This is a genomic window from Paracoccus sulfuroxidans, from assembly GCF_007830335.1.
Lineage (GTDB): Bacteria > Pseudomonadota > Alphaproteobacteria > Rhodobacterales > Rhodobacteraceae > Paracoccus > Paracoccus sulfuroxidans.
In genome coordinates, this window is record NZ_VLKU01000003.1 from 233,638 (window position 1) to 258,213 (window position 24,576).

At 68.0% G+C, this 24,576-nt stretch carries 20 protein-coding genes; 15 read left to right on the forward strand and 5 right to left on the reverse strand.

What is annotated here, in order from left to right:
* Positions 1–130 precede the first annotated feature (130 nt).
* Positions 131–751 carry a TerC family protein gene (locus IQ24_RS05970; protein ID WP_145396896.1) on the reverse strand — a complete coding sequence of 207 codons (621 nt, stop codon included), beginning with the start codon at positions 749–751 and terminating at the stop codon, positions 131–133.
* Positions 752–976: 225 nt separating this feature from the next.
* Here IQ24_RS05970 and IQ24_RS05975 point away from each other — a divergent pair, with 225 nt between their 5' ends.
* Complete coding sequence (locus IQ24_RS05975) at positions 977–1,930, forward strand: aldo/keto reductase (protein WP_145396897.1); 954 nt, start codon at positions 977–979, stop codon at positions 1,928–1,930.
* On the opposite strand, the gene IQ24_RS05980 is transcribed toward IQ24_RS05975, so the two are convergent.
* Positions 1,881–3,119, reverse strand: coding sequence for an HPP family protein (locus tag IQ24_RS05980; RefSeq protein WP_242007938.1), 1,239 nt, complete (start codon positions 3,117–3,119; stop codon positions 1,881–1,883). The two genes, IQ24_RS05975 and IQ24_RS05980, sit on opposite strands and share 50 nt — an antisense overlap.
* Positions 3,120–3,298: 179 nt before the next feature.
* Between IQ24_RS05980 and IQ24_RS05985 the strand changes: the two genes are divergently transcribed.
* The 5 genes from IQ24_RS05985 (at position 3,299) to IQ24_RS06005 (ending at position 7,688) form a co-directional block, all read left to right on the forward strand.
* The gene (locus tag IQ24_RS05985) at positions 3,299–3,784 is read left to right on the forward strand and encodes a hypothetical protein (protein ID WP_145396898.1); all 486 of its coding nucleotides are present in this window, start codon (positions 3,299–3,301) and stop codon (positions 3,782–3,784) included.
* A 45-nt stretch (positions 3,785–3,829) separates the two neighbouring features.
* On the forward strand, positions 3,830–5,188 hold the full coding sequence (locus tag IQ24_RS05990) for a PepSY-associated TM helix domain-containing protein (protein ID WP_145396899.1): 1,359 nt from the start codon (positions 3,830–3,832) through the stop codon (positions 5,186–5,188).
* 104 nt (positions 5,189–5,292) lie between these two features.
* Positions 5,293–6,057 (forward strand): LamB/YcsF family protein, encoded by a 765-nt coding sequence (locus IQ24_RS05995; RefSeq protein ID WP_145396900.1) that lies wholly within the window; start codon positions 5,293–5,295, stop codon positions 6,055–6,057.
* Between the two features lie 3 nt (positions 6,058–6,060).
* Positions 6,061–6,741, forward strand: a complete 681-nt coding sequence (locus tag IQ24_RS06000; RefSeq protein ID WP_145396901.1) for a 5-oxoprolinase subunit B family protein — start codon at positions 6,061–6,063, stop codon at positions 6,739–6,741.
* Positions 6,738–7,688 carry a 5-oxoprolinase subunit C family protein gene (locus IQ24_RS06005; RefSeq protein WP_145396902.1) on the forward strand — a complete coding sequence of 317 codons (951 nt, stop codon included), beginning with the start codon at positions 6,738–6,740 and terminating at the stop codon, positions 7,686–7,688. Before IQ24_RS06000 ends, IQ24_RS06005 begins: the two co-directional genes overlap by 4 nt.
* Positions 7,689–7,712: 24 nt before the next feature.
* On the opposite strand, the gene IQ24_RS06010 is transcribed toward IQ24_RS06005, so the two are convergent.
* Positions 7,713–9,515: a flavin-containing monooxygenase gene (locus IQ24_RS06010; RefSeq protein ID WP_145396903.1), complete on the reverse strand. Its 1,803-nt coding sequence runs from the start codon at positions 9,513–9,515 to the stop codon at positions 7,713–7,715.
* Positions 9,516–9,823: 308 nt separating this feature from the next.
* Between IQ24_RS06010 and IQ24_RS06015 the strand changes: the two genes are divergently transcribed.
* The 4 genes from IQ24_RS06015 (at position 9,824) to IQ24_RS06030 (ending at position 17,369) form a co-directional block, all read left to right on the forward strand.
* Positions 9,824–11,692: a sigma-54-dependent Fis family transcriptional regulator gene (locus tag IQ24_RS06015; protein WP_242007940.1), complete on the forward strand. Its 1,869-nt coding sequence runs from the start codon at positions 9,824–9,826 to the stop codon at positions 11,690–11,692.
* A 180-nt stretch (positions 11,693–11,872) separates the two neighbouring features.
* Entirely contained in the window at positions 11,873–13,303 is a 1,431-nt protein-coding gene (locus IQ24_RS06020) for a tetratricopeptide repeat protein (protein WP_158637481.1), read from the forward strand.
* A gap of 8 nt (positions 13,304–13,311) precedes the next feature.
* Positions 13,312–15,189 (forward strand): FecR family protein, encoded by a 1,878-nt coding sequence (locus IQ24_RS06025; protein WP_145396906.1) that lies wholly within the window; start codon positions 13,312–13,314, stop codon positions 15,187–15,189.
* Positions 15,189–17,369 (forward strand): CHASE2 domain-containing protein, encoded by a 2,181-nt coding sequence (locus IQ24_RS06030; protein WP_145396907.1) that lies wholly within the window; start codon positions 15,189–15,191, stop codon positions 17,367–17,369. Before IQ24_RS06025 ends, IQ24_RS06030 begins: the two co-directional genes overlap by 1 nt.
* Before the next feature lie 3 nt (positions 17,370–17,372).
* Here IQ24_RS06030 and IQ24_RS06035 read toward each other — a convergent pair whose 3' ends face one another.
* Entirely contained in the window at positions 17,373–19,181 is a 1,809-nt protein-coding gene (locus IQ24_RS06035) for a patatin-like phospholipase family protein (protein WP_145396908.1), read from the reverse strand.
* A 207-nt stretch (positions 19,182–19,388) separates the two neighbouring features.
* Here IQ24_RS06035 and IQ24_RS06040 point away from each other — a divergent pair, with 207 nt between their 5' ends.
* The 5 genes from IQ24_RS06040 to IQ24_RS06060 are packed head-to-tail and all read left to right on the forward strand — an operon-like array spanning position 19,389 to position 24,305.
* Positions 19,389–20,972: an ABC transporter substrate-binding protein gene (locus tag IQ24_RS06040; protein ID WP_145396909.1), complete on the forward strand. Its 1,584-nt coding sequence runs from the start codon at positions 19,389–19,391 to the stop codon at positions 20,970–20,972.
* 3 nt (positions 20,973–20,975) lie between these two features.
* Positions 20,976–21,950 carry an ABC transporter permease gene (locus tag IQ24_RS06045; RefSeq protein WP_145396910.1) on the forward strand — a complete coding sequence of 325 codons (975 nt, stop codon included), beginning with the start codon at positions 20,976–20,978 and terminating at the stop codon, positions 21,948–21,950.
* A complete protein-coding gene (locus IQ24_RS06050; RefSeq protein WP_145396911.1) occupies positions 21,947–22,768 on the forward strand; it encodes an ABC transporter permease in 822 nt (273 codons plus the stop codon). Before IQ24_RS06045 ends, IQ24_RS06050 begins: the two co-directional genes overlap by 4 nt.
* A complete protein-coding gene (locus IQ24_RS06055; protein ID WP_145396912.1) occupies positions 22,765–23,541 on the forward strand; it encodes an ABC transporter ATP-binding protein in 777 nt (258 codons plus the stop codon). The genes IQ24_RS06050 and IQ24_RS06055 overlap by 4 nt, the downstream gene beginning before the upstream one ends.
* Positions 23,538–24,305, forward strand: a complete 768-nt coding sequence (locus tag IQ24_RS06060; protein ID WP_145396913.1) for an ABC transporter ATP-binding protein — start codon at positions 23,538–23,540, stop codon at positions 24,303–24,305. Before IQ24_RS06055 ends, IQ24_RS06060 begins: the two co-directional genes overlap by 4 nt.
* Here IQ24_RS06060 and IQ24_RS06065 read toward each other — a convergent pair.
* On the reverse strand, positions 24,302–24,523 hold the full coding sequence (locus tag IQ24_RS06065) for a hypothetical protein (protein WP_338419456.1): 222 nt from the start codon (positions 24,521–24,523) through the stop codon (positions 24,302–24,304). The two genes, IQ24_RS06060 and IQ24_RS06065, sit on opposite strands and share 4 nt — an antisense overlap.
* Between the last annotated feature and the right edge of the window lie 53 nt (positions 24,524–24,576).

Here is a 24,576-nt window from a genome sequence, read left to right on the forward strand (position 1 = left end):
GGTTTCGAAAGAAAGCTTGCACCCTCCGAAATTTATTTCAAGCTTAAAATGAATAGGCGCGAAAATCGGCAGGCCGGAATGCAAAACGCCCCGCCGGATGGGCCGGGCGCGGATGCGGCGCGGCGCGGGATCAGCGGGCCAGCATGGCCTGAAGCTGGGGCCAGAATTCCTGCGCGCCCTGCCACAGCATGGTGGCCGCGACATAGACGATGATGCCAAGGCCCATATAGGCGATCCAGCGGTGGCGGTGCAGCAGCCGGGCGATGAAGCTGGCGGCCAGCCCCATCAGCGCGATCGAAAACACGAGCCCGATCACCAGCACCGTCGGATGCTCTCGCGCGGCCCCGGCAACGGCCAGCACATTGTCGAGCGACATCGAGACATCGGCCAGCACGATCTGCAGCGCGGCCTGACCGAAGGTCTTGGTCGGAGGAGGCGCAGCATCGGGATGCTCATCCGCGCTGTCGCCGCTGCGCAGCTCACGGTACATTTTCCAGCAGACCCAGCTGAGCAGCAGCCCACCCGCCAGAATGACGCCGGGAATGCCCATGACCCAGGTGGCAAACAGCGCCAGACCGATGCGCAGCACGGTCGCGGCCAGAATGCCGAACAGGATGGCGCGGGATCGCAGTTCCGCCGGCAGGCCCGCGGCGGCCAGTCCGATGACGACGGCATTGTCTCCGGCCAGCACCAGATCAATGCCGATCACTTCCAGCAGCGTGGTCAGACCGCTTGCGGTAAAAAGCTCCATCTCGCTCTCCGGCTGTGCCGACCCAAGGGTTCGCGGGCCGACGAGAGGGGGCCGCATGCGCGCGGCCAAGGCTCAAGCTGTTTCGCCGATGGGCGCGGTCGTCAACCCGGAAACGACGCCGACATATCCTTGATGCGTCTGGCGCATTGCCCTTGCGGCGCGTTCTGCGCAGTATTCCGCCACGTCCGCGCGCCCCTGCGGGCGGGCCGTTGGAAAGGAATGACGATGCAGAAACGCGCACTGGGCCGGACCGGTCTTTCGATTGCTCCGCTGGTTTTCGGCGGGAACGTGTTCGGCTGGACCGCCGATGAAAAGACCAGCTTCGACCTGCTGGACGCTTTCGTCGACCATGGCTTCAACGCGATCGACACCGCCGATGTTTATTCGTCATGGGCGCCGGGCAATTCGGGCGGCGAATCGGAGACGGTGATTGGCCGCTGGCTGAAGGCGCGCCCCGGCATGCGCGAACGGGTGGTGATCTTCACCAAGGTCGGCTCGGATCTGGGCCAGCCCGGTCAGAAGGGTCTGTCGGCGCGCTGGATCGCAGAGGCGGTCGAGGGCTCTCTGCGCCGCCTGCAGACCGACCGGATCGACCTTTACTTCTCGCATTGGGCCGACCCCGAGACGCCCTATGCCGAAACGCTGGGGGCCTATGACGCGCTGCTGAAGGCCGGAAAGATCGGCGCCATCGGGGCCTCGAACCTTGATGCCGCGCAGCTGGGCGAGGCGCTGCAGGTCTCGCGCGATCAGGGCCTGCCCGCCTATCAGGTGCTGCAGCCGGAATATAACCTCTATTCGCGCGACAGTTTCGAAGGTCCGCTGGCCGATCTTTGCATCCGCGAAGGGGTGGGCGTGGTCAACTACTATGGCTTGGCGGCGGGCTTCCTGACCGGGAAATACCGCACGCAGGCGGATGTCGAGCGGTCGTCGCGCAGCAACCGCATCGGCAGCTACATGAACCCCAAGGGGCAGGCGATTCTGGCCGCGCTGGATCAGGTGGCGAAGGCGCATGGCGCGCAGCCCGCCGAGGTGGCGCTGGCCTGGCTGATGACCCGCCCGGGCGTCACCGCACCTATCGCCAGCGCGACCAGCCTTGCGCAGCTGGCACCGCTGATGAAATCGGCGGAGCTTAGCTTGACGGCCGAGGATCTGGCGGCGCTGGATCGGGCGAGCGCGTAAGCGCCTCACCCGCGATCAGCGGGCGCAGGGTCAGCCCCTGCGCCAGCACCCGCATCATGTCCGAGCGGGTGACGATACCCACCAGCCGCTCATCCTGCACCACCGGGACCGCTTGCAGGCCCTGATCGGCCAGCATGGGGATCAGCTCTCCGATGGGGGTCGAGGGGGCGACGGCCTTCGGGTCGCGGCGCATGATGTCGCCCGCCCGCATGCTGCCGCGCACGGTGGCACGGGCGAGCGCCCCCATGGCGGCGGCGAAGCTGTTGTGATGCGATGTCGCATGGTCGCGCGCCCGCTGGATCAGGTCGTTCTGGCTGATCAGGCCGCGCAGCCGCCCCTGCGCGCCGACCACCGGCACGGTCTTGAAATCATGCTTGCGAAACAGATCGGCCAGCACGCTCAGCCGGGTGCCGACGCGGACGGCCACCGGATCGCGCGTCATCACCTGACCCGCCGTGACCGCGCCATAGATGCGGCGCGCGGCCTCTTCCTCGGCGGCGACAAGGATGCGGCGCAGGTCGGCGGGGCCGATGTTCGGCGATTGCCGGAAGCGGTCCAGAATATCTTCAAGGTCCTCGGTCGAGAGGCTTGAGGCCGCATCCGTTTCACTCGACGGCTCGGGCGGCTGGCGGAAGGGATATTTGCGCCCCGTCGCCCGGTTCCAGATCACCGCCATCAGCACCAGAAGAGCGGTGTCGAGCAGGATCGGCGACAGCGCGAAGACATAGCCCGGATGGCCCGCGTGCTGCACCTCCAGCACGGTGGCAAGCGCGACCGCCGCTCCCGGCGGATGCAGGGAACGCGTCAGCCCCATGACGCAGATCGCAAGCCCCACCGCCAGCGCGATCGAGACCGGCGGCGGCATCGGCACCAGCATCACCGTCAGCGCGACCAGCGCCGCCGAGGTATTGCCGACGATGGCCGACCACGGCTGCGCAAGCGGCGAGTTCGGGATCGAGAACAGCAGAAACGCCGTCGCCCCCATGGGCGCGACCAGCAGCGCCTGTTGCAGGCTGCTGCCCCCCAGCATCCGCGCATGCGCCAACAAGAGGCCCACCGCCAGCAGGCCCAGCCCGGCGCCAAGGCCCGCCCGGAAGGGCTCGGCCCCGCGCGGGCGATGCATGGCAGGGCCAAGCGCATGCAGAAACCTGCGCAGGCGCGAGCCGTGGGGATGGGGCGAAGCCGTCATGCTGTCATCCGATTGATCTTGCGGACCGACGTTGGAAGGTCATCTAACCCGGATCCAGTTGAAAGAACAAGGTTCCGACCTTCGGCGGGCGCGCGTGCCGGATTGGAACATGGTCTGCCAGCCGGGCCTTCGGCGGAACAAAGTTCCAGAAGGCGTCGGGCACGCCAAAGGCATGGGCCTTGCAGAAAATCGTTGCAGGGCAGGGGTTCGCTGGTTACCTCGGTCGGGACCGCCTCGATCAGGACCCTGACCGGATGACATCGGCCCCACAGCACGCGCCCCGCGACCAGAGCCACGGCTTCTGGCGCAGCCTGCTGTTGCAGGTCATGGTCTGCGTTCTGGTGATCCTCGCCTGGGCGAATGGCGCGGCCGCCGGGCGGATGGCAGGGTATGAGCTGGTGCTGGGCTCCAGCCTGTGCGCCACCATGGGCGAGGCCATGCCCGCCGATGCCGAGACGCCGTTTTCCGACGACATGCGGCATTGCAAGGCGCTTTGCGACCTTGTCCATGCTGGCCATGACATGCTGCCCCTGACCGATCAGCCGATGCCGCAGCCCCGCGCGCTGGCCACGGCGCTGGTCGTGCCGCTGCCGCCCGGGCTGACGATCAACCGGCCTGACTACCTGCGGCCTGCGGCAAGGGCCTCTCCCCACCTCGTGCGCTGAGTTTTCAATCGCTTCGGCGACCAACCTTGCACGAAAGACATATCCATGACTGTGACACTGCCTGTCGGCGCGGCCCTTGGCCTGCGCCCGTTCCTGATGCGCTTGCATCTTTACGCTGGGCTGTTTGCCGCCCCCTTCATCCTGATCGCGGCGCTCAGCGGGACGCTGTATGTCCTGACCCCGCCGCTGGAAAACTGGGTCTATCGCGACGCGCTTTACACCGACGGCGGCGGCACCCCGCTGCCGCTCTCGACGCAGGCTGAGGCGGCGCGGGCGGCGGTCGGCCCCGACCTGCGCCTGCATGCGGTGCGTCCCGCGTCTGCGCCCGGCCAGACCTCGCGCTTCCTGTTCGCCGATCCCAGCTTGGGCGAATCCCAGCATCGCACGATCTTCGTCGACCCCGCCTCGCTGGAGGTCAGGGGCGATCTCACCACCTATGGCACCAGCGGCGTGCTGCCCTTGCGCATGCAGATCGACCTGTTCCACCGCAGCCTGATGCTGGGCGACTGGGGACGGCTATACTCTGAGCTCGCGGCCTCGTGGCTGTGGATCTCGGTCATCGGCGGCGTGGTGATGTGGAGCTGGCGGCGCAGGGTCGCCGTGCCCCGCCTGTCGCAGATGCGCGCCCCGCAGCGCCGCGCAAGGCTGCATATGCTGATCGGGCTGTGGCTGAGCGTCGGGCTGATCTTCCTGTCTGCGACGGGGCTGACCTGGTCGCAATATGCGGGCGGGCGCATCGACGCGCTGCGCAATGCCTTGGGCTGGATCACCCCTTCGGTCAGCCTGTCTTTGGATGCTGCTGCCCCCGAGGCCACCCATTCCGAGCATATGGATCACACCCAACACGGCATGATGGCCGAGCCCGCCTTGCCGCAGGATTGGGCGCAATCGCTGGATGCGGTGGCGCAGGTCGCGGTCGCGGGCGGCCTCGATTCGCCCTATCTGGAGCTGCGGCTGCCAAGGCCGAATCAGGCCTGGCTGGTGCGGGAATATGACCGCTCGTACCCCACGCAGGTCGATACGGTGGCCGTTGATCCGGCGATGCTGGAAATTACCAGCCGCGCCGATTTTGCCGAGTTCCCGCTGATCGCCAAGCTGGTCCGCTGGGGCATCGACATCCATATGGGAGAGATGTTCGGGACCGCGAACCGCATCCTGATGGCGGTGATCGGCCTGGGTGTCAGCCTGATGATCGGCTATGGCTATGCGATCTGGTGGCGCAAAAGGCCGCCCGCAGGCAGCCCGGTCCAGACCCTGACGCGCAGCTGGTCCCGCATGTCGCCGGGCGCGCGGGTCGCGGCAGTGGCCGTCGCGCTGGCGCTTGGCTGGGCGCTGCCGGTGATGGGCGCGAGCCTTGCCGCCTTTGTCGCCATCGACCTGCTGCGCTGGCAGATGGCGGGCTGACTCTGGCCCGCCGAGGGGCGGCGGCGATCCCGCGCCGCCCTTCACCAGCTTGACATCCGCCCCGCCACCCTGACCTTGGACCCATGACGGAGGCGGAGGCGCGGATGCAGGCCAGTATCGATCTGAACTCGGATCTGGGCGAGGGGTTCGGCCCCTGGGCCATGGGCAATGACGCGGCTCTGCTAGATCTGGTCAGCAGCGCCAATATCGCCTGTGGCGGCCACGCCAGTGACCCCGACACGATGCACGCCACCCTTGCGCTGGCCCGTGCGCGCGGCGTCGTGGTGGGGGCGCATCCGGGCTATGCCGACCCGCTTGGCTTTGGCCGCCGCATCATCCCGATGACGCCCGAGGCCATCGGCCGCATGATCGCCGCGCAGATCGGCGCGCTGCAGGGCGTGGCGGCGCTGGCCGGGGTGCCGGTGCGCTATGTCAAGCTGCATGGCGCGCTGGCCAATCTGGCCGCCGATGACGCCGCCGTCGCGCATGCCGTCGTTCAGGCGGTCGCGGCGATGCAGGGGCTGGCGGTGCTGGCGATCTCGGGCACGGTGCTTGAGGAGGCGGCGCGGGACGCGGGCCTGCCGGTCTATTCCGAGATTTTCGCCGACCGCGCCTATCTGGCGAATGGCCGCCTTGCGCCGCGTGCGCGCCCCGATGCGGTCCTGCATGACGCCGATGAGGCGGCGGATCGGCTCCTGCGCTTTCTGGAAACCGGGCTGATGCCCAGCGTCGACGGCCCCCCGGTGCGGCTGAGGGCGGATTCGATCTGCGTCCATGGCGACAGCCCGGATGCAGTGGCCATGGCGCAGCAGATCCGTGCGGAACTGACCGCGCAGGGCGTGACCATCGCGCCGTTTCTGGCGGGCTAGGCGATGCTCGCGCCCCCGCTTCTGCGCCCGGTCGCCGAACATGGCCTGCTGGTCGAATTCGGCGCGCTGATGACGCCCGAGGTGCATGAGCGTGTCCTGCAACTCGACGCGGCGCTGACGCGGCAGCCCTTCCCCGGCTTTGCCGAGGCCGTGCCGGGCTCGGCCACGCTGCTGGTGCGCTTTGATCCGCTGGTGGCCGATCACCACAGCGTCGGCGCGCATGTGCTGGCGCTGCTGGGCGCGCCCTTCACCGCGCCGCAGCCCCGGCTGCATGAGATGCCCGTCTGCTATGACGCCGAGCTTTCCCCGGATCTGCGCGATGTCGCGGCGGCGACCGGGCTTTCGCCAGATGAGGTGATCGCGCAGCATCTGGCGGCCTCGTTCGAGGTCTCGATGTACGGGTTTGCGCCGGGCTATGCCTATCTGACGGGCGTGCCGCAGGCGATCCGGGTGCCGCGCAAGCCCGCGGCCATCCGCGACGTGCCACGGGGCAGTGTGCTGATTGCCGGGCAGCAATGCATCGTCTCGACCCTGACCATGCCGACGGGGTGGAGCATCATCGGCCGCTCGCCCCGCCGCGTCCTGACCGGCGACGCGGATCACCCGTTCCTCTTCGAGGTGGGTGATCGGGTGCGCTTTACCCGCATCACCCGGGCCGAGTTCGACTGGATGGAGGGCGCATGACCGCCACCATCCTCAGCATTCGCGCGGCGGGACCGCTGGTGACCATTCAGGACGGCGGGCGGCGCGGGCTGATGCGCTTTGGCGTGCCGCATTCGGGGCCGATGGACCGGCTGGCCTTTGCGGCGGCGAACCGCGCGCTTGGGAATACGCCCGACGCCCCGGTGATCGAGGTCTCGCTGGCGGGTCTGAGCCTGTCCTGCGAGGAAGGTGAGGTCGGCATTGCCATCGCCGGTGGCGGCTTCATCGTGGATCACGCGGGGCACAAGGGCGGCTCGTGGCAGGTGCTGACGCTGCGCGCGGGGCAGGTGTTGCGCATTCGCCCCGGGTTTCGCGGCAGCTGGTGCTATCTGGCGCTGGCCGGAGCGCTTGAGGCGCAGGAATGGCTGGGCAGCGCCTCGACCCATACCATGTCGGGACTGGGCGGCGGGGCGCTGGTACCGGGGCAGATGCTGACAGTCCGCGATGCCCGCCGGGTCGCGGCGCAGGACCTGCCTTGCCCGCTGATCGCGCGGCCGCGCCCCGTGGTCCATGTCACGAAAGGTCCGCAGGACCGCTATTTCAGCGCCGCCGCCTGGCAGGAGTTCATACAGGGCGACTGGCGGCTGACGCCCTCGGGCGATCGGATGGGGGTGCGGCTCTCGGGGCCGCTGCTGGTGCCGCAAGGCCCGCTCGACATGCCGTCCGAGCCTGTGGTGCGCGGCTCGGTGCAGGTGGCGGGCGACGGGGTGGCGACGGTGCTGCTGGCCGATCATCAGACGACCGGAGGCTATCCGCGCATCGCGACCGTGCTTGACTGTGATCTGGACGGGCTGGCGCAACTGCGCCCGCGCGACCGCCTCCGCTTCATCCCGGTCACGGGGCCCGAGGCCGTGGCGATGGCCCGCAGCCGGGCCGGGGTCATCGCACGCTTCTTGGAGGGTATCGACAGGCTGGCCAGCCCCGATTGACAGGGCTGGCCGGGTGTTCAGACCTCAGCTGAGGTGATGCGGCTTCTGCATGCCGTAGACCTGCGTCTCGATCCCTTCGGCCCGCGCTTTCAGTTGCAGCGAAAGATAGCGCGAATAGTGCCGCGACTGATGCAGGTTGCCGCCGTGGAACCACAGCCCCTCTTGCTGCGTGGGCTTCCACATATTGCGCTGCTCGCCTTCCCAAGGCCCCGGGTCTTTCGTCGTGCCCGAGCCAAGGCCCCAGCATTTCCCGACCTTATCCGCGACTTCCTGCGAGATCAGATCCGCCGCCCAGCCGTTCATCGAGCCATAGCCGGTCGCATAGATCACCAGATCGGCGGGCAGTTCGGTGCCGTCGTCCAGAAGCACGCCGGTTTCCGTCAGACGCTCGATCCCCTTGCCGGATTGCAGCTTGATCGAACCGTCGATGACCAGATCGCAGGCGCCCACGTCGATGTAATAGCCCGAGCCACGGCGCAGGTATTTCATGAACAGCCCCGAGTCATCATCGCCGAAGTCCAGCATGAAGCCTGCGTCTTCCAGCTTCTGATAGAACTCGGCATCCCGCTCGCGGATCGCGTTGTAAACCGGTACCTGAAAATCGGCCATGATCGCATAGGGAAGCGAGGCGAAGATCATATCGGCCTTGTCGGTCGTGACACCATTCGCCAAGGCGCGCTCGGAATATAGATCGCCAAGCCCGATCTCCATCAGGCTATCCGACTTCACGATATGGGTCGATGAGCGCTGCACCATCGTCACATCCGCGCCGCCTTCCCAAAGCGCCGCGCAAATGTCATGGGCCGAGTTATTCGCGCCGATCACGACAACCTTCTTGCCCTTATAGGCATCGGGGCCGGGGTGTTGGCTCGAATGCTGCTGTTCGCCCTTGAAGACGTCCTGACCGGGGATCGCGGGGACATTGGCCTTGCCCGACATGCCGGTCGCCAGCACCAGTTGTTTCGGGTGCAGCGTGATCTCCTTGCCGTCACGCTCGACCACAACGGTCCATTCGCCCTTCGCTTCGTCGTATTTCGCCGATTTCGCGGTCGTCGAGGACCAGTAGTTCAACTCCATGACCTTGGTGTACATTTCCAGCCAGTCGCCGACCTTGTCCTTCGGCGCGAAGACCGGCCAGTTGTCGGGGAAGGGGATATAGGGCAGGTGGTCATACCAGACCGGGTCGTGGAGGCAGAGCGATTTGTAGCGGTTCCTCCACTGATCGCCCGGACGCGGGTGCTTGTCGACGATGATCGCAGGCACGCCAAGCTGGCGCAGACGTGCGCCAAGGGCGATGCCGCCCTGACCGCCGCCGATAACCAACACGTAAGGTTGCGTCTCGAAGCCAAGCGTCGCCGCCTCATCCTCGCGCTTTTCCTTCCAGGTGCGGCGGTTCGGATCGTGGCCGTGCTCGGCCCCCATCGGGCGACGGATGCCGCGCGGCTCCTCATGGCCCTTCAACTCATGCAGCGTGGTCAGCAGGGTCCAGATCTTGCCGTCCTTCATGCGGATATGGCCGACGCCACGCCCGGTTTCGGTCTCAAGGATCAGCCAGCCCTCGGTCACGCCATCGGCCGAGGTCACGTTCTCCTTCGGGTCCAGCGCAATCGACACCGGCTTGATATGGGAAAGCTGCGCCTTCGCCATGTCGCGGACCTGCGCCGGGCCCTCCATCGTCTTCAGGTTCCAGGTGAAGGCCGCAAGGTCGCGCCAATAGCCGCTGTCCAGAAACAGCGCGGCGGCCGCATCGGCATCTTGCGCGACAAGCGCGTCATTCAGGTTTGCGACCAGTTGAGTCAGGTCGGACTGGGGTTGTTGGTCGAGCATCTCTCCTCCTTCGCTCTGGCAGGGGCGGGCTCCTCTTCCCGCTGGTTCCTTGAAATAAGCATCCGTCTGGCTTGGATTGGTCCAAAGCAGAAAAAGCGCATCGTGCAAAATCAACGGCTTGGCGATCTGGGGTGTGGCACGCGATGCAACAGGTGTGGCGCGGGGATGAGACGAAAGACCATTTGGCGCTCTGGTCCCAAGGCGCTAACCTGACCTGAGGGGGAGGAGTGACGATGACCAAAGGGAAATCCGTTCTGCTGTCGGGCGCCCTGACCCGCGATCTTCCGGAAAGTTGACAGGCGGCCCTGATGGATGACCTGCACCACATCCGAGAGATCGAAAGCGTCTGGCAGGGGCAGGGTGCCACGCGTGATCCGATCGTGCTGGAAAGCTGGCTGCGCTGCCTCAACGACTATGGCCTTGACCCGACGATCCGCGCCGCCGCCCATATAGTCACTGACCGCGAGTTGCGCGAGCATCGCCAGCGCGCCGATGACCTGATCAACATTGCCCGCGTGGGCATCGAGCGGCTGTATGGGCTGGTCGCCGGGCAGAACTATGTCCTGCTGCTGGCCGACCGGGCGGGCGTCACGGTGGAATATCTGGGCGATGAGCGTCAGAAGGCCGCGCTGCGCAGGGGCGGGCTCTACATGGGGGCCGAATGGTCCGAGGCCCGCGCGGGTACCTGCGCCGTGGGCGCATGCCTTGAGGCGGGCGAGGCGCTGATCATCCACCAGACCGACCATTTCGATACGACGCATGCGGGCCTTTCCTGCACCGCCGCGCCGATTTTCGACACGCAGGGGCAGCTGGTCGCGGCGCTGGATCTGTCGCTGCTGGCCTCGCCTTTGCCGCGCGCCAGCCAGTCGATGGCGCTTAACCTCGTGCGCCAGACGGTGCGCCGGATCGAGCTGGCCAATATTCTGGCTGAAAGCCGTCATGATTGGGTGTTGCGGCTGGCCTCGGGTCCCGAGGCGCTGGAGGGCGATCCCGATTGCGCACTGGCGCTGGATGGGTCCGGGCGGGTGATCGGGGCCACGAATGGCGCGATGCGGCTGCTGGCGACGGCGGCCGGGCGGGACTGGCGCGACGGGCGGGGGCTGATCGGGCGCACAGTCTCGGACTTTCTGCAGATCCGCACCGACCGGCTGGACGATCTGACGCAGGCGCAACCGGCGCAGAACCGGCTGATCGAGACCCGCGACGGCCACCACCTTTTCGCCCTTGTGACCGAGCCGCAGCCCCGGCCGGTGCGCCAGCCGCGCCGCGCGCCCGCGAAGAACGTGCCTCTGCCCGCGCCGCTGGCCCGGCTTTCGGGCGACGATCCGGTGATGGCGCAGATCCTGTCGCGGGCGGCGATGATCGCGCATTCGGCGCTGCCGGTGGTGATCACGGGGCCGACCGGATCGGGCAAGCTGACGCTGGCGCAGGCGATCCATCAGGCGGGCGGGCGCGGGCCAGTGCTGGCGCTGTCTTGCGCCGATCTGGCCGACCCCGAGGCCGAGGCGCAGCTGATGGGCCGCGTCGCCGCGCGCAAGACCGAGTCCGGCCTGCTCGCTGAACTGTCGGGCGGCACGCTGATCCTGCAAAACCTCGAGGATCTGACCGAGCGCATGCAGATCCGCCTGTCGCGCCTGCTGGCCGAGGGCAGCTATGTGCCCTTGGGCGGGCTACGCCCGGTGCAGGCGGATGTGCGCGTCATCGGCACCAGTCCGCGCGATCTGGCCACGCTGGTCGCGGCGGGCGGGATGCGAGCCGATTTCTTCCACCGGATCGAGGGGGCGGGCTTCCATCTGCCCGGCCTTGCCGCGCGTCAGGACCTTTTGTGGCTGGCCGACCGGATGATGACCGATGCGCTTGGCCGCCGCATCGACCTTGGACCCGAGGCGCTGCGCCGCCTGACCCGGCACAACTGGCCGGGCAATCTGCGCGAACTCAGCCATGTGGTGCACCGCTGGCAGGCTGCGGTCGCGGCGGGGACCGACCCGGGCGAGGCGCTGCAGGCCAGCATCGGCCCGACCACGGCGCAGGTCGCGGTGCAGGGCAGCGAGACCGAGGCGGCGGTGCTGCGCCGTCTGCTGGAGGACAGCGGCGGCAATATCTCGCTTTGCGCGCGGCGGATGGGGGTCGACCGCTCGACCATCCACCGGCGTCTGCGGCGGTTGGGCCTGCAATAGCCGGGCGCGACGCATCGGCGGATTCCTCCCTGAATTCGGGCAGGATTTCGCAACTTAGCGGCAACGCAGAGCAAAAATATCGCGCCTTTGTGAGCAGGGGGCTTGCGAGCCAGGCGTTTGGCGGCGATGGATGGTGCTGAAATCTCAGAAAAATCACAAGACCAGCCGCAAGGACCCGACATGGACGGCCACCCCCGATTGTTGAAGCGCGCGCCGCGCCCTCTTGCGGCCCGTCTGGCGCGCCTGCTGCGCCCTGTCGCGATGGCCATGGGGCTGGGGGCGGCGGCGATGACCCCGGCGCTGGCGCAGCACATGTCCTATAACCTGCCGCCGGACGTCTCGGCCGATCAAGTGGCGCGGATGGAAAGCGTGCGTCGGGGGCTGTTCGCCCGGATTCAGGCCAACCCCTCGGATCTGGATGCGGCGTTCAAATATGCGGCGCTCTCGGCCCGGCTGGGCGATTTCGAGGCCGCGATCTCGACCTATGAGCGGATGCTGATCGCCGTGCCCGGCACGCCCCGGCTGCAGCTGGAACTGGGCGCGCTTTACTATCGGCTGGGCTCGCTTGAGGTGGCGCAGGGCTATTTCGACCGCGTTGCCGCGCGCTCGGACGTGCCGGACCCCGTGCGCCAGAGGATCGAGGCCTATGACCGCGCGATCAAGGCGCAGAAAAAGGAAACGACCGGTTTCTCGGCCCGGATCACCATGGGCGGGCGCTATCAGACGAATGCGAACTCGGCCCCGACTGGGGCGACGGTCAGCCTGCTCGACGGGTTTGAATTCGTGCTGGATGAGGATTCGCGCGGCGCTTCGGACATCAGCGCGCTGCTCTCGGGACAGATGCGCTACAAGCTGCCGATCTCGCGCCATGGCGATGTGCTGGAGTTCGGCGTGGCGGGCAGCCTGTCGCAGTTCCGCGACCGCGACGAGCTGATCTCGCGCGCGGTCGAGGCACGGGTCGGCCCCGAGTTTTCGCTGAACCGCTTTGGCCTGAAAGGCGCGCGGCTGTCCTTGCATGCGGTCGCGGGCTCGGCCTGGCTGGGCGGCGCGCGCTATGTCGACAGCAAGGGCATCAGCATGGGCTACCGCATGCCCGTGGGGCGGCGCATGCAGGCCTCGGCGCTGGTGGAATGGCGCGATGAGGATTACCGCAACTCGACCCAATGGGCGCGGGCGGCGGATCTGAGCGGCCATCGGCTGCGGGTGAACGCGATCCTGACCCGTCAGCTTTCCGCCGATTGGCAGGTCTTCGGCGGCTTCACATGGGAGCGGCGGACCGCCCGCGTCGATTATCACGCCTATCGCGAGACCGGGCTGCAGGCGGGCTTCAGCCATCGCTATGCGCCGCTGATCGGATCGGATCCCCGGCCCTGGACCGTCTCGGCGCTGGCCCGCATCGCGCGGCGCGACAATGACGCGCCGAACCCGCTGGTCAGCCGTCGCTACAGTCAGGAAAGCACCGAATATACCGTGCAGGTGGTGCAGACGATCCCGCTGACCGAGAAGGCCGAGATGCAATTCTATGCCGGATGGCGGGGCGCGAATTCGAACTATGACCTGCGCGACTACGATGACCGTTACCTGGGCTTTTCCCTCTCGCAGAGCTTTTGAGGCGACCGATGACCAACCGCAAGATCCTTGCTGTGCTGCTGCTGGGCACGACGTTTTCGGGCCTGCATCTGAAGGCGCTGGCCGAAAACTCGGTGGGCGTGACCTCGGCGGTGACGCCTGCGGCCAATACCGCCGCACCGGGGCAGGGGATGGAGGTGGTCCGGCTGGGCAAGAACGTCATCCTCGACCAGCGGTTCGAGACCGATGCGACGGGGGTGGTGCAGATCCTTCTGGCGGACGGGTCCAGCTTTACCGTCGGCCCGCGCTCTGATCTGATGATCGACCGGTTTGTCTATGACCCCGATGCCGGAACGGCCGAGCTGGCCGCCCGCACCTCGCGCGGGGTCCTGCGCTTCATCGGTGGCGCGGCCTCGAAATCGGGCGAGGCGCGGCTGACGACGCCGGTCGGCGTGGCCGGTATCCGCGGCGCGGTGGTCGAGACGAATTTCGCCACCGATGGCTCGGGCGCGGTCGGCAATCCGCAGCAGCCGCAACTCGCGCTGCTCTATGGCCGCTCGCTGACGCTGTACCTGCCGGATGGCCGGGTCGAGGTCCTGACCGAGCCCGGCACCGGCATGACTGTCCAGCCCGCGCCGGCTGCGCAGTTTCCCGTGGTTGCCATCCTGCCCTGGACGCAAAGCCTGATGCCGTTCGAGCAGTCTTTCCCGACCGGGGCCACGCCTGACCTTCAGCTGGCGGCGATGATCGCGGCGGTGCTGGCCAGCAACCCGAACGGGCTTGCGGGCTTCAGCGGGCCGCCGCAGCCGGTGCCGATGGTGAATTTCGGCAATAGCGCGGGCCCGGATGCGCCGGTGCTGCCGATCCTGCCCGACGACATCTTCTGGGAACAGATCGCCGAAGGACCGGACGACCCCGAGCCGCCCGTCGACCCCGAGCCTCCGGTTGATCCGGAGCCGCCCGTCGACCCCGAGCCTCCGGTCGATCCGGAACCGCCCGTCGACCCCGAGCCTCCGGTCGATCCGGAACCGCCTGTGGACCCCGAGCCCCCGGTTGACCCGGAGCCGCCCGTCGATCCAGAGCCCCCGGTCGATCCGGAACCGCCTGTGGACCCCGAGCCGCCCATCGACCCCGAGCCGCCGGTGGAGCCGACGCTCAGCTATTCCGGCGTCTACACCGGCTTTGCGGTCGGCGCGGTCCCCGGACGCCTGTTCGCCGATCGTGGCACGGCGGAAATGAGCTTCAACCCCGACACCGGCGCGTTTCAGGGCAATATCGTGATCCCGTCGCTTCCAGCCGACAACCTGATCGCCTCGGACCCGCAGGGCTATCGCGCCGATGATGATTTCGGCGCGACCGGCCCGAATCTGACGGTGAGTTCGGGCACCGGGCAGCTTTGCGAATGCGAGTTCATGCAATGGGGCAGCTGGTCCGCGACCGACCTCGGCGACGGAACTGGCGATCCGATCAACGTCGAGACCGGTTATTGGGTCACGGGTGACATCACGCCCGCCGCCGAGCATCCGCTGAGCGGCAGTGCCTCTTACGCGGGCAGCGCGATTGGCACGGTGACGCAGGGCGGGGTCAGTTCGGAAGCGCGGGGCGATCTGGCGGCCTCGGTCGATTTCGGGACCGGGCTGGGCGATATCGCCATCACCAATTTCGACGGCTACAGCTTTGGTGCAAGCCAGGTGCCGATGGGCGCGAACAGCGCCTCGGTCACGCCCGAGGGGACCTTCGGCGGCGGCTTGCAGGGCCTGAATGGCGAGATGCTGGAAGGCCAGTTCGAAGGCGCATTCGTGGCCAATGGCGCTGATCCGGTGGGGGGCGTGATCGGCGGCTTCTCGGCCTATGTCGGGGTGGATGACTGGTATGCCTCGGGTGTCTTTGCGGGCTCGTCCCTGAATCCGACGCCCTCGCCGAATTGATGACCCGGCTGTTCGGCAGGCCCTCGGTCCGCTCAAGCTGGCTTGCCGGGCTGATCGGCCTTGCTGCGATGGCGACCGTGCTGCTGCTGGTGCTGGTCGCGCGCGCGCCGCTGGACCGGCTGGGGCATCTGGTCTTTGACGCTTACCAGCGCGCCGCGCCGCGTGCGGCCACGCCTGACCCTGGCGTGGCGCTGGTCGACATTGATGAGGCCTCGATTGCCCGCATCGGGCAATGGCCCTGGCCGCGCGATCTGATGGCGCAGATGGTCGACCGCCTGACGGATGCGGGCGCGGCGGCCATCGCCTTCGACATGAGCTTTTCCGAAGCCGACCGCAGCTCGCTTGCCGCCATTGCCCGGCGTCTGGAAAGCCGGGGGATCGCGCTGGACCTGCCGCAGGATCAGGCGGCGGTCGACAATGATCTGGCCTTCGCCGAGGCGATTGCGCGCAGCCCTGTCGTGCTGGGGGTTGCGCTGTCGAATGAAAACCAACGCGCGCTGACGCCCTCTCCGGCGGGGATGTCTTTCGCGGGAGGCGATCCGCGCGCCTATTTGCAGCAGTTCAGCGGCGGGCTGGAAAACATCGCGCCGCTGACGCAGGCGGCCAGCGGCATCGGCAGCTTTTCCTTCCCCTCGGGCGATGACACCGTCATTCGCACCATGCCGCTGGTCGCCGCAGCGGGTGAGGAGCTTTTCCCCGGCCTTGCCATCGAGGCGCTGCGCGTGGCGCAAGGCGCGCGCGGCTTCATCCTGCGATCTGGCGACACAAGGGGCGGCGAGGGGCTGGATGCGGTCAAGGTTGGCGCGCTGGAGCTGCCGTCCGATCCCGAGGGGCGGTTCTGGCTGCACTACTCGGGCATGCCGAACATGCCGGTGATCCCGGCGGTCTCGCTGTTGCAGCCGGAAGGCGGCACCCCGCCGGATGTTGAGGGGCGGGTGGTGGTGGTCGGCACCTCGGCCATCGGGCTGCGCGACATCGTGGCGACGCCGCTTCAACCGGGCGTGCCGGGCATGTTTGTCCATGCCGAGCTGATCGATCAGGCGATGACGCAAAGCTTCCTGAACCGGCCCGACTGGGCGCGGGGGGCCGAGGTGCTGGCGGCGGCTCTGGCCGGGGCGCTGCTGCTGGCCCTGTTGCTGACTGCGGGGCCGGTGCTCAGCGGCGCGGCCTATCTGGCTTTGGGCGCGGCCTGCATCTATGGCTCATGGCTGGCGTTTCTGCGGCATGGACAGCTGATCGACCCGGTGCTGCCGCTGCTGATGCTGACCGTCGTCTTCCTGACCGTGCTGCCGATCCTGCTGCTTCTGGGCAATCGAGAGCGGCGCTTCGTGCGCTCGGCCTTTGGGCTTTACCTTTCGCCCGCGCTGGTCGAGCGGCTGTCGCTTGACCCCGCCTCACTGCGGCTGGGCGGAGAGACGCGGGATGTCACGGTGCTGTTCTCAGATATCCGGGGCTTTACCACGCTGTCTGAAAACCTTGGCCCGGATGCGCTGACCGAGCTGCTGAACGGCTTCCTGACGCCGATGACCGATGTGCTGCTGCAGCATGACGCGACCATCGACAAATACATCGGCGATGCGATCATGGCGTTCTGGAACGCGCCGCTGGATATCGAAGGTCACGCCGCCAAAGCCTGCCACGCTGCATTGGGCATGCAGGCGGCGGTCGCGGCGCTGAATGCGGCGCGGGGCACGGATCTGCACATCGGCATCGGCCTGCATCGGGGCGAGGCCTGCGTCGGCAATCTGGGCTCCGAGCAGCGGTTTTCCTATTCCGCCATTGGTGACACGGTGAACCTCTCCTCGCGCGTCGAGGGGCTGACCAAGCAATATGGCCAGACGATTCTGGTGACCGATGCCGTGCTGGCGACAGCGGGTGAGTTCGCCGTGCTGGAGGTTGACCGCGTGCGCGTGGTCGGTCGCGCGGCACCGGTCACGCTTTACACGCTGCTGGGCGATGCGGCGATGGCGCAGACGGCGGAGTTCCAGGTGCTGGCGCAGGGCCATAACGCTTTCCTTCAGGCCTATCGCGCAGGCGATTTCCAGGGCGCTGAGGCGCGTCTGGCGGATGCCGTGCCACGCCTCGCACCGCTTTATAAGGTCTATCGGCAGCGTCTGGCGGCGCTGATCGCGCACCCTCCGGCAGATTGGGACGGGGTGTTCAGCGCGACGTCGAAATGACGCTCAGGCCGCGCCCGCGTGCCAGTTCTGCAGCGCCTCGGGGCCGCCCATCTGCTCGATCAGGCGCATGGTATAGTCATAGGCCGCCTGCTCCTGTGCCCGGCCCAGCCGCCAGCTGAACAGCCCCATGCCGGGGACGGCGGGCGGCTCCAGCAGCATGTCGCTGCCCACGCCCGCCCCCCGGAAGCTGCGCTTCGAGGTCACCTGCATCGAGCGCGCCACGATCTCTCCGACCTTGGGGAAATCGCTGCCGTCATGGCGGCGCGTCAGCAGCCGCCAGGCCAGCCGCCAGCGTGAGGGCAGGCCGTCATAGCGCGAGCCCACGCGCCAGTCCGCCCCCGGCGACAGCATGAAGATCAGGTTCGGGCCGCTTTTCAGCCCCCGCATCACGCCGATGGGGACGTTGTCCATGATGCCGCCATCGACCAGCACCTCGCCCAGATCGGTGATATAGGGCGGCAGCGCTGCGGGGATCGAGGCCGAGGTCCGCAGCCCCTGCCAGCAGGGCCCCGAGCGGTGGACGTAAAGCTCATGCGTCGAGAGGTTCGCGGCCACGGTATAGGCGTTCAGCGGCAGATCTTCGAGCCGCTGGTCGCCGTGCATTTCCTGCAGGCGGCGGTCCAGATGGTGGTGGTCGAAGACGCTGTAAAGCGGCAGGTTCATCTTCCCAAGCGCGCGGTCGCGCAGGAAAAAACGCTCAAAATCCTCCATCATGCGGGCGGTGCTGTCGTCGCGCGCGCAGGCCACCGCCACCGATGAGCCGATCGAGGTGCCGCCGAACATGTCGAAGCGAATGCCCGCAGCAGCCAGGGCGCGCAGGGCGCCGATATGGCCGGTGCCAAGGGCACCGCCGCCGCCAAAGACCGCGCCAAGCGCGCGCCCGGTCAGGAAGCGGCTGATGCGTTCCAGATCGGGGGCGCGGTCCAGCGCCACATGGTGATGCAGATGGACCTGACGGCTGGTCAGCCAATGCTCGGTGTCGCGGATCGGCTGGGCCGCCTGATCGCGCCAGAGGATCAGGCTGATCTGCCGGGGCCGGAACAGCGGCAGGACATAGGTCTCCAAAGGGTGCGCTGCGGGCGGGCCGTGGCGCGCATCCTCGGCCCGGCCCACCAGCAGAAGCTGGTCGCATTGGCGCAGGGCGGCGCGGTCCCATGCCTCATTCCCGCCGCCGGTGACGACCAGAAGCCGCCCGCCATCGCGTTCGCGCGCGGCGAACCAGTCGGACAACTGGTCATCGTCGGCAGCGTCCAGCGCATCAGGGAAATCGCCCGCCGTCAGGATCTGGACCCGCCCGCCCTGCGCGGCCAGCGCCTCGGCCAGACCGTGGACCAGCTTATGAGGGACCGGGCTTGGCCCGGCGGCGCAGAGGCCCACCGCATCGGGCACACGCGGCTGCAATTCGGGGGCCGAGACGGTCGCCGCCGCCAGCCTGCGGCCAAGGCTGCGCAGCACCGCCTGCGTGAAGGCGGGCAGGCGGGCCGACAGCGCGGCATAGGCCTGTTGCGACAGCTCCAGCACGTCGCTGTCGCGGCTGGCCTGCACATCGGCGGTGCGGGGCAGGCCGCCGAAAAAGGCAATCTCGCCCACGGGCTCACCCGCCATGATCTCGGCCACCAGATGCCGCCCGTCGCGCAGCACGTCGAACTTGCCGCGCAACACGTAATAGACGGTGTCGGCCACTTCTCCCTGCCGGACCAGCATCTCGCCCCGGCGAAGTTTGCGCAGGCGGGCGAAGTCCAGAATCGTCTGGCGATCCTCGGGTGAGAGGTCGGCGAAGATCTCGTGGTTGAGGCTGTCGGTCTTGGTCATGCGGCTCACGGGGGAAGGGATCGGGCGTCACGCGCCACGGGCGATCATTTGGCCCTCGACCGGCAAGTGCAAGCTTCAGTTGTAGCGCTATTGGCGAAAATTGCCTGTTTTCAGGGCAAGGGCCCGGCCAACGGCCCCCAAGCGGGCTTGCGCCCCCGCTGGCCGGGGATAATCTGCACCCCGGCAGCTTGTCAGGGGGAAATGCGCATGAGCCAGTTCACGTTCGGTCGCAGGCAGGTTCTGGGCCTTTGGGCCGCCCTGATGGCCAGCGCGGCCATGCCCGGCATCGCATGGGCGGCGCAGGGTGGGCGGCTGCTGGTCGCCTCGGACAGCGAACCGCGGTCGCTGAACCCCGCGATTGTCGCCTCGAACGGGGTGTTCTTCATCGCCTCGAAGGTCATCGAGCCGCTGGCCGAAGCCGCCTATGACGGTCTGCGCCCCCTGCTTGCGACCGGCTGGGAAGGGTCCGAGGACGGGCTTTCGGTCACCTTCCATCTGCGCGAGGGCGTCAGCTTTCACGACGGAAAGCCACTGACCTCGGCCGATGTGGCCTTTTCGGCGATGAAGGTCTGGCGGGCGTTACAGAACATCGGACGCGAGGTGCTGGCGAACCTGCAGGACGTCGAGACCCCGGACCCGCTGACCGCCGTCTTTCGCTTCTCAAAGCCCATGCCGCTGCAACTGATCGAGAATGCGCTGCCGGTGATCTCGGCCGTGCTGCCCCGCCATGTCTATGAGGTCGAGGATATCGCCGGAGTCACCGCGCTGGTCGGCACCGGCCCCTTCACCTTCGCCGAACATCGGCCGGGCGAATATTACCTGCTGAAGCGCAACCCGTCCTATTGGGATGCGGGCAAGCCCCTGCTGGACGAAATCATCTATCGCGTCCTGCCCGACCGCGCGGCTGCGGCCTCCTCGCTTGAGGCGGGAGAGGTGCAGCTGGCCTGTTTCTCGGCCGTGCCGCTGACCGATCTGGCCCGGATCGCGAAAGTGCCGGGGCTGGAGGTCGTGACCAAGGGCTATGAGGCGCTGACCTATCAGCTGGTGGTCGAGATCAACCACCGCAACGAACATCTGGCGAAGCTTCCGGTGCGGCAGGCGATTGCCCATGCCATCGACAAGGAGTTCGTCACCCGCACGATCTTCCAGGGCTATGCCACGGCGGCGACCGGCCCGGTGCCCGCCACGGCTACGCAGTTCTACAGCCCGGACGTCGAGACCTATGCCTTCGACCCCGAGGCCGCGAACCGCCTACTGGACGAGGCGGGCTATGCGCGCGGGGCCGACGGCACGCGGTTCACGCTGCGGCTGCTGCCCGCGCCCTATTTCACCGAAACCGTGCAGTTCGGCGACTATCTGCGGCAGGCGCTAGCGGCGGTGGGGATTGACGCGCGGATCGTCGCGAACGACAGCGCGGCGCATCAGAAAGCGGTCTACACCGATCACGATTTCGACCTTGCCGTCGCGCCGCCGGTCTTCCGGGGCGATCCGGCGATCTCGACCACGATCCTTGTGCGCTCGGGCATCTCGGCGGGCGTCGGCTTCTCGAACCAGGGGGGCTTTGTCGATGAGGGGCTGGACCAGATCATCGACGAGGCGCTGGTGACGCTGGACCCGGCGGCGCGGGTGGCGCTTTACAACCAGTTCCAGCGTCGGGTGACCGAGGAGCTGCCGCTGATCAACGTGGCCGACTGGACCTTCACCTCGGTCGCCGCGACCAGCCTGACAAACATCGCGAACAATCCGCGTTGGGCGGTCTCGGGCTGGGCCGATACGGAGCTGGACGGCTAGCCGATGCCCCGCGTCCTGCGTCTTTTGCGGCGGCGGTTGCTGGCCAGCATCCCGGTGCTGCTGATCGTGGTGCTGGGCACCTTCCTGCTGCTGAACGCGGCGGGCGGGGATGCGGTCGACGCTTATCTGAGCAGCATCGGCGGCGGCAGCGCCGAACTGGCGCAAGAGCTGCGCCAGCGCTACGGGATCGAGGGCGGGGCGGTGGCGCGCTTCCTGATCTATGCCTCGGGGCTTTTGCAGGCGGATCTGGGCTGGTCGGTCGCGCTCAATCGTCCGGTGCTGACGGCGATTGCCGAGCGTCTGCCGAACACGCTGTGGCTGATGGGGGCGGCGACGGCGCTGTCCTTCACGCTGGGATCTGCCCTAGGTGTGATCGCGGGACGACGGCCCGGCGGACTTTGTGACCGGCTGCTGTCGGGCGTCTCGCTGGCGCTCTATTCGGTCCCCGGTTTCTGGCTGGGGCTGGTCCTGTCGATCCTTTTTGCCGTGCGGCTGCGCTGGTTCCCGGTCTCGGGGGTTGAGACCATCGCCTCGGGGAAAGAGGGGCTGGCGCGGGCGCTGGACATCGCCTGGCACCTGACGCTGCCGGTCACCGCGCTTGGGGTGATTTATCTGGCGCTGTTCCTGCGCGTCATGCGCGCGGGCATGGCCGAGGCATGGCGGCAGGACTGGGCGCTTGGCGCGCGGGCGCGGGGCCTGTCCGAATGGCGGATCACGCTGAACCATGTGGCGCGCAATGCGCTTTTGCCGGTGGTCACCATGCTGGGCTATCAGATCGCGGGCATGGTCGGCGGCAGCGTGGTGATCGAAAGCGTCTTCGGCATCCCGGGCTTTGGCCGGCTGGCGCAAGAGGCCGTCAGCGCCCGCGATGCACCGCTGCTGATGGGGGTGATCCTCGTCTCGGCGCTGGTGGTCATCGTGACGAATCTGGCGGTCGATCTGCTCTACGGCGTGCTTGATCCGCGGGTCGAGGCATGATGCTGCGCCGCTTCCTTCAGCGCCCCGAGGGTGTGGCGGGCCTCGTGCTTCTGGCGGCGCTGGTGCTGGCCGCGCTGGCCGCGCCGCTGCTTTTCCCGGGCGATCCCAAGGCCATCACCGGCGCGCCGATGATCCCGCCCTTCAGCGATGCGGCCTTTCCGCTGGGCACCGACCGGTTAGGGCGCGACCTGCTGGCGGGGCTGTTTCATGGTGCGCGCACCTCGCTTCTGGTGGGAGGGGCGGCGGCTCTGGTGGCGATCACCGGGGGGATGCTGGTCGGAACGGCGGCGGGCTTTGCGGGCGGGCTGATCGACGAGGCTCTGATGCGCGTTGTCGACGCCTTCCAGATCGTGCCGGGTTTCCTGCTGGCGCTGGCTTTTGTCAGTGTGACCGGGCCCACGCTGACAGCGGTGGTGATCGCCATTGCGCTAGCCGCCTGGACTGCGCCTGCGCGTCTGGCCCGCGCCGAGGTGCTGCGCCTGCGCCGCGCCGAATTCGTGGCCGCCGCGCGCACCATGGGCGAACATCCCTGGCGCATCGCCTTTCGTGACATCCTGCCCTTGGCACTGCCTCCGGTGCTGGCGCTGGCGGCGGTGATCGTGGCGAATGCGGTGCTGACGGAATCGGCGCTGTCCTTTCTGGGGCTGGGCGATCCGAATGCCGTCACCTGGGGCGGCATGATCGCCGAGGGGCGCAACCAGATCCGCTCGGCCGCCTATCTTTCGGTCATTCCGGGGCTGGCGCTGGTGACGACGGTGATCTCGATCTATCTCTGCGCCGATGCTTTGGCCGAGGCCATGTCCGGGTCCCGCAGATGAGCGATCTGTGCCGGATCGAGGATCTGACGGTGACCTATGCGGGCGAGACCCGCCCCGCGCTGGAGGCGATCAGCCTGACGCTGGCGCGGGGAGAGACGCTGGCGGTGCTGGGCGAAAGCGGCTCGGGCAAGACGACGCTGGCGCGGGCGGTGATCGGGCTGCTGCCGCAGGGCGCGCGGGTTGCGGGGCGCATCGACTGGCCCGGCGGCGCGGCGCGGCCCGGTCGCGACATCGGCTATGTGTTTCAGGATCCGGGCGCGAGCCTTGATCCGGTGCTGTCCATCGGCGCGCAACTGGTCGAGGTTCTGCGTGCCCACCGCCCGCTGGACCGCCGCAGGGCGCGGGAGGAGGCGGCGCGGCTGCTGGCGCGCGTGCAGATCCCGCAGCCGGAATTGGCGCTGGCCGCCTATCCGCATCAGTTCTCCGGCGGCCAGCGCCAGCGCATCGCCATCGCGCTGGCCATCGCAGGAGAGCCCGCGCTGCTGATCGCGGATGAGGCGACCTCGGCGCTGGACACGCTGGTGCAGGCCGGGATCGTGGCCTTGCTGCGTGAACTGGTCGATGAAATGGGCCTGTCGCTGATGCTGGTCACGCATGACATCGCGCTGGCTGCCAGCCTCTGTCAGCGCATTCTGGTGCTGGACCATGGCCGCATGGCCGAGCTTGGCCCGGCGCGGCAGGTGGTGACGCAGCCCAGTGCGGCGATCACCCGGCAACTGCTGGACAGCCGGATCGATCTGGCCAGCCCCAGCCTGCTGGCGCGCGCGCCATGAGCCCGCTTCTGTCGGTTCAGGGGCTGGTGAAGACCTGGCCCGGCCCGCGCCGGATGCGGGCGCTCGATGATCTGTCCCTCACGCTGGACGAGGGGCAGACGCTGGGCATCGTCGGGCCATCGGGCAGCGGCAAGTCGACGCTGGCGCGGGTGCTGGAACGGCTGGAGCCTGCCGATGCCGGGCGCGTCCAGTTCGACGGGCTGGACTGGCTGGCGCTGCGGGGTGCGGCGCTGCGACGGCAGAGGGGCTGGATGCAGATGGTGTTTCAGGACCCGCTGGCGGCCTTCCATCCGCGCGCCACGGTCTATTCGGCGCTGACCGATCCGCTGCGCATCCACGGCCTTGCGCCGCCCCGCGACTGGCCGAGCGAGGTGGCGCGCATGCTGGAGGAGGTGCAACTGTCACCCGAGCTTGCACGGCGGCCCATCACCGCGATCTCGGGCGGGCAGCGGCAACGGGTGGCGATTGCGCGCGCGCTGGCGCCGCGCCCGAAGCTGCTGATCCTGGATGAGGCGGTCTCGGCGCTGGATGTCTCGGTCCGCGGGCATGTTCTGGACCTGCTGGTGCGGCTGCAACGCCGTCACGGCACGGGGTTCATCTTCATCTCGCATGATCTGGCGGTGGTGAAGGCGGTCTCGCACCGGATTGCGGTGATGGACGCAGGCCGCATCATCGAGGAAGGCCCAGCCGAGGCGCTGATCGCCCAGCCGCAGACACCGCTTCTGCGCGCGCTGATCGCGGCCAGCCCGGCCCTGCCGGCCTAGTCGTCGCTTTTGCGCTGGATGAACAGGGCGACGAACAGATAGACCCCTGCCGCCCCGAACAGCACGCCCCAGAAGGGGGCGTCATTGCGAAACTCGACCCCCGCCCAAAGCAGCGGCAGCAGGACGCAGAGGATGCGGACCCAGAGCGGGCGGAAGAACGGGTTTTGCGGATCGATCAACATGGCGCGACCATAGCGGTGACAGGTGGGTCGCGACAACGGGCTTGCACCTTTTTGCGGGGGGTGGCGCGACCAAATCCTCTCGAACAGGG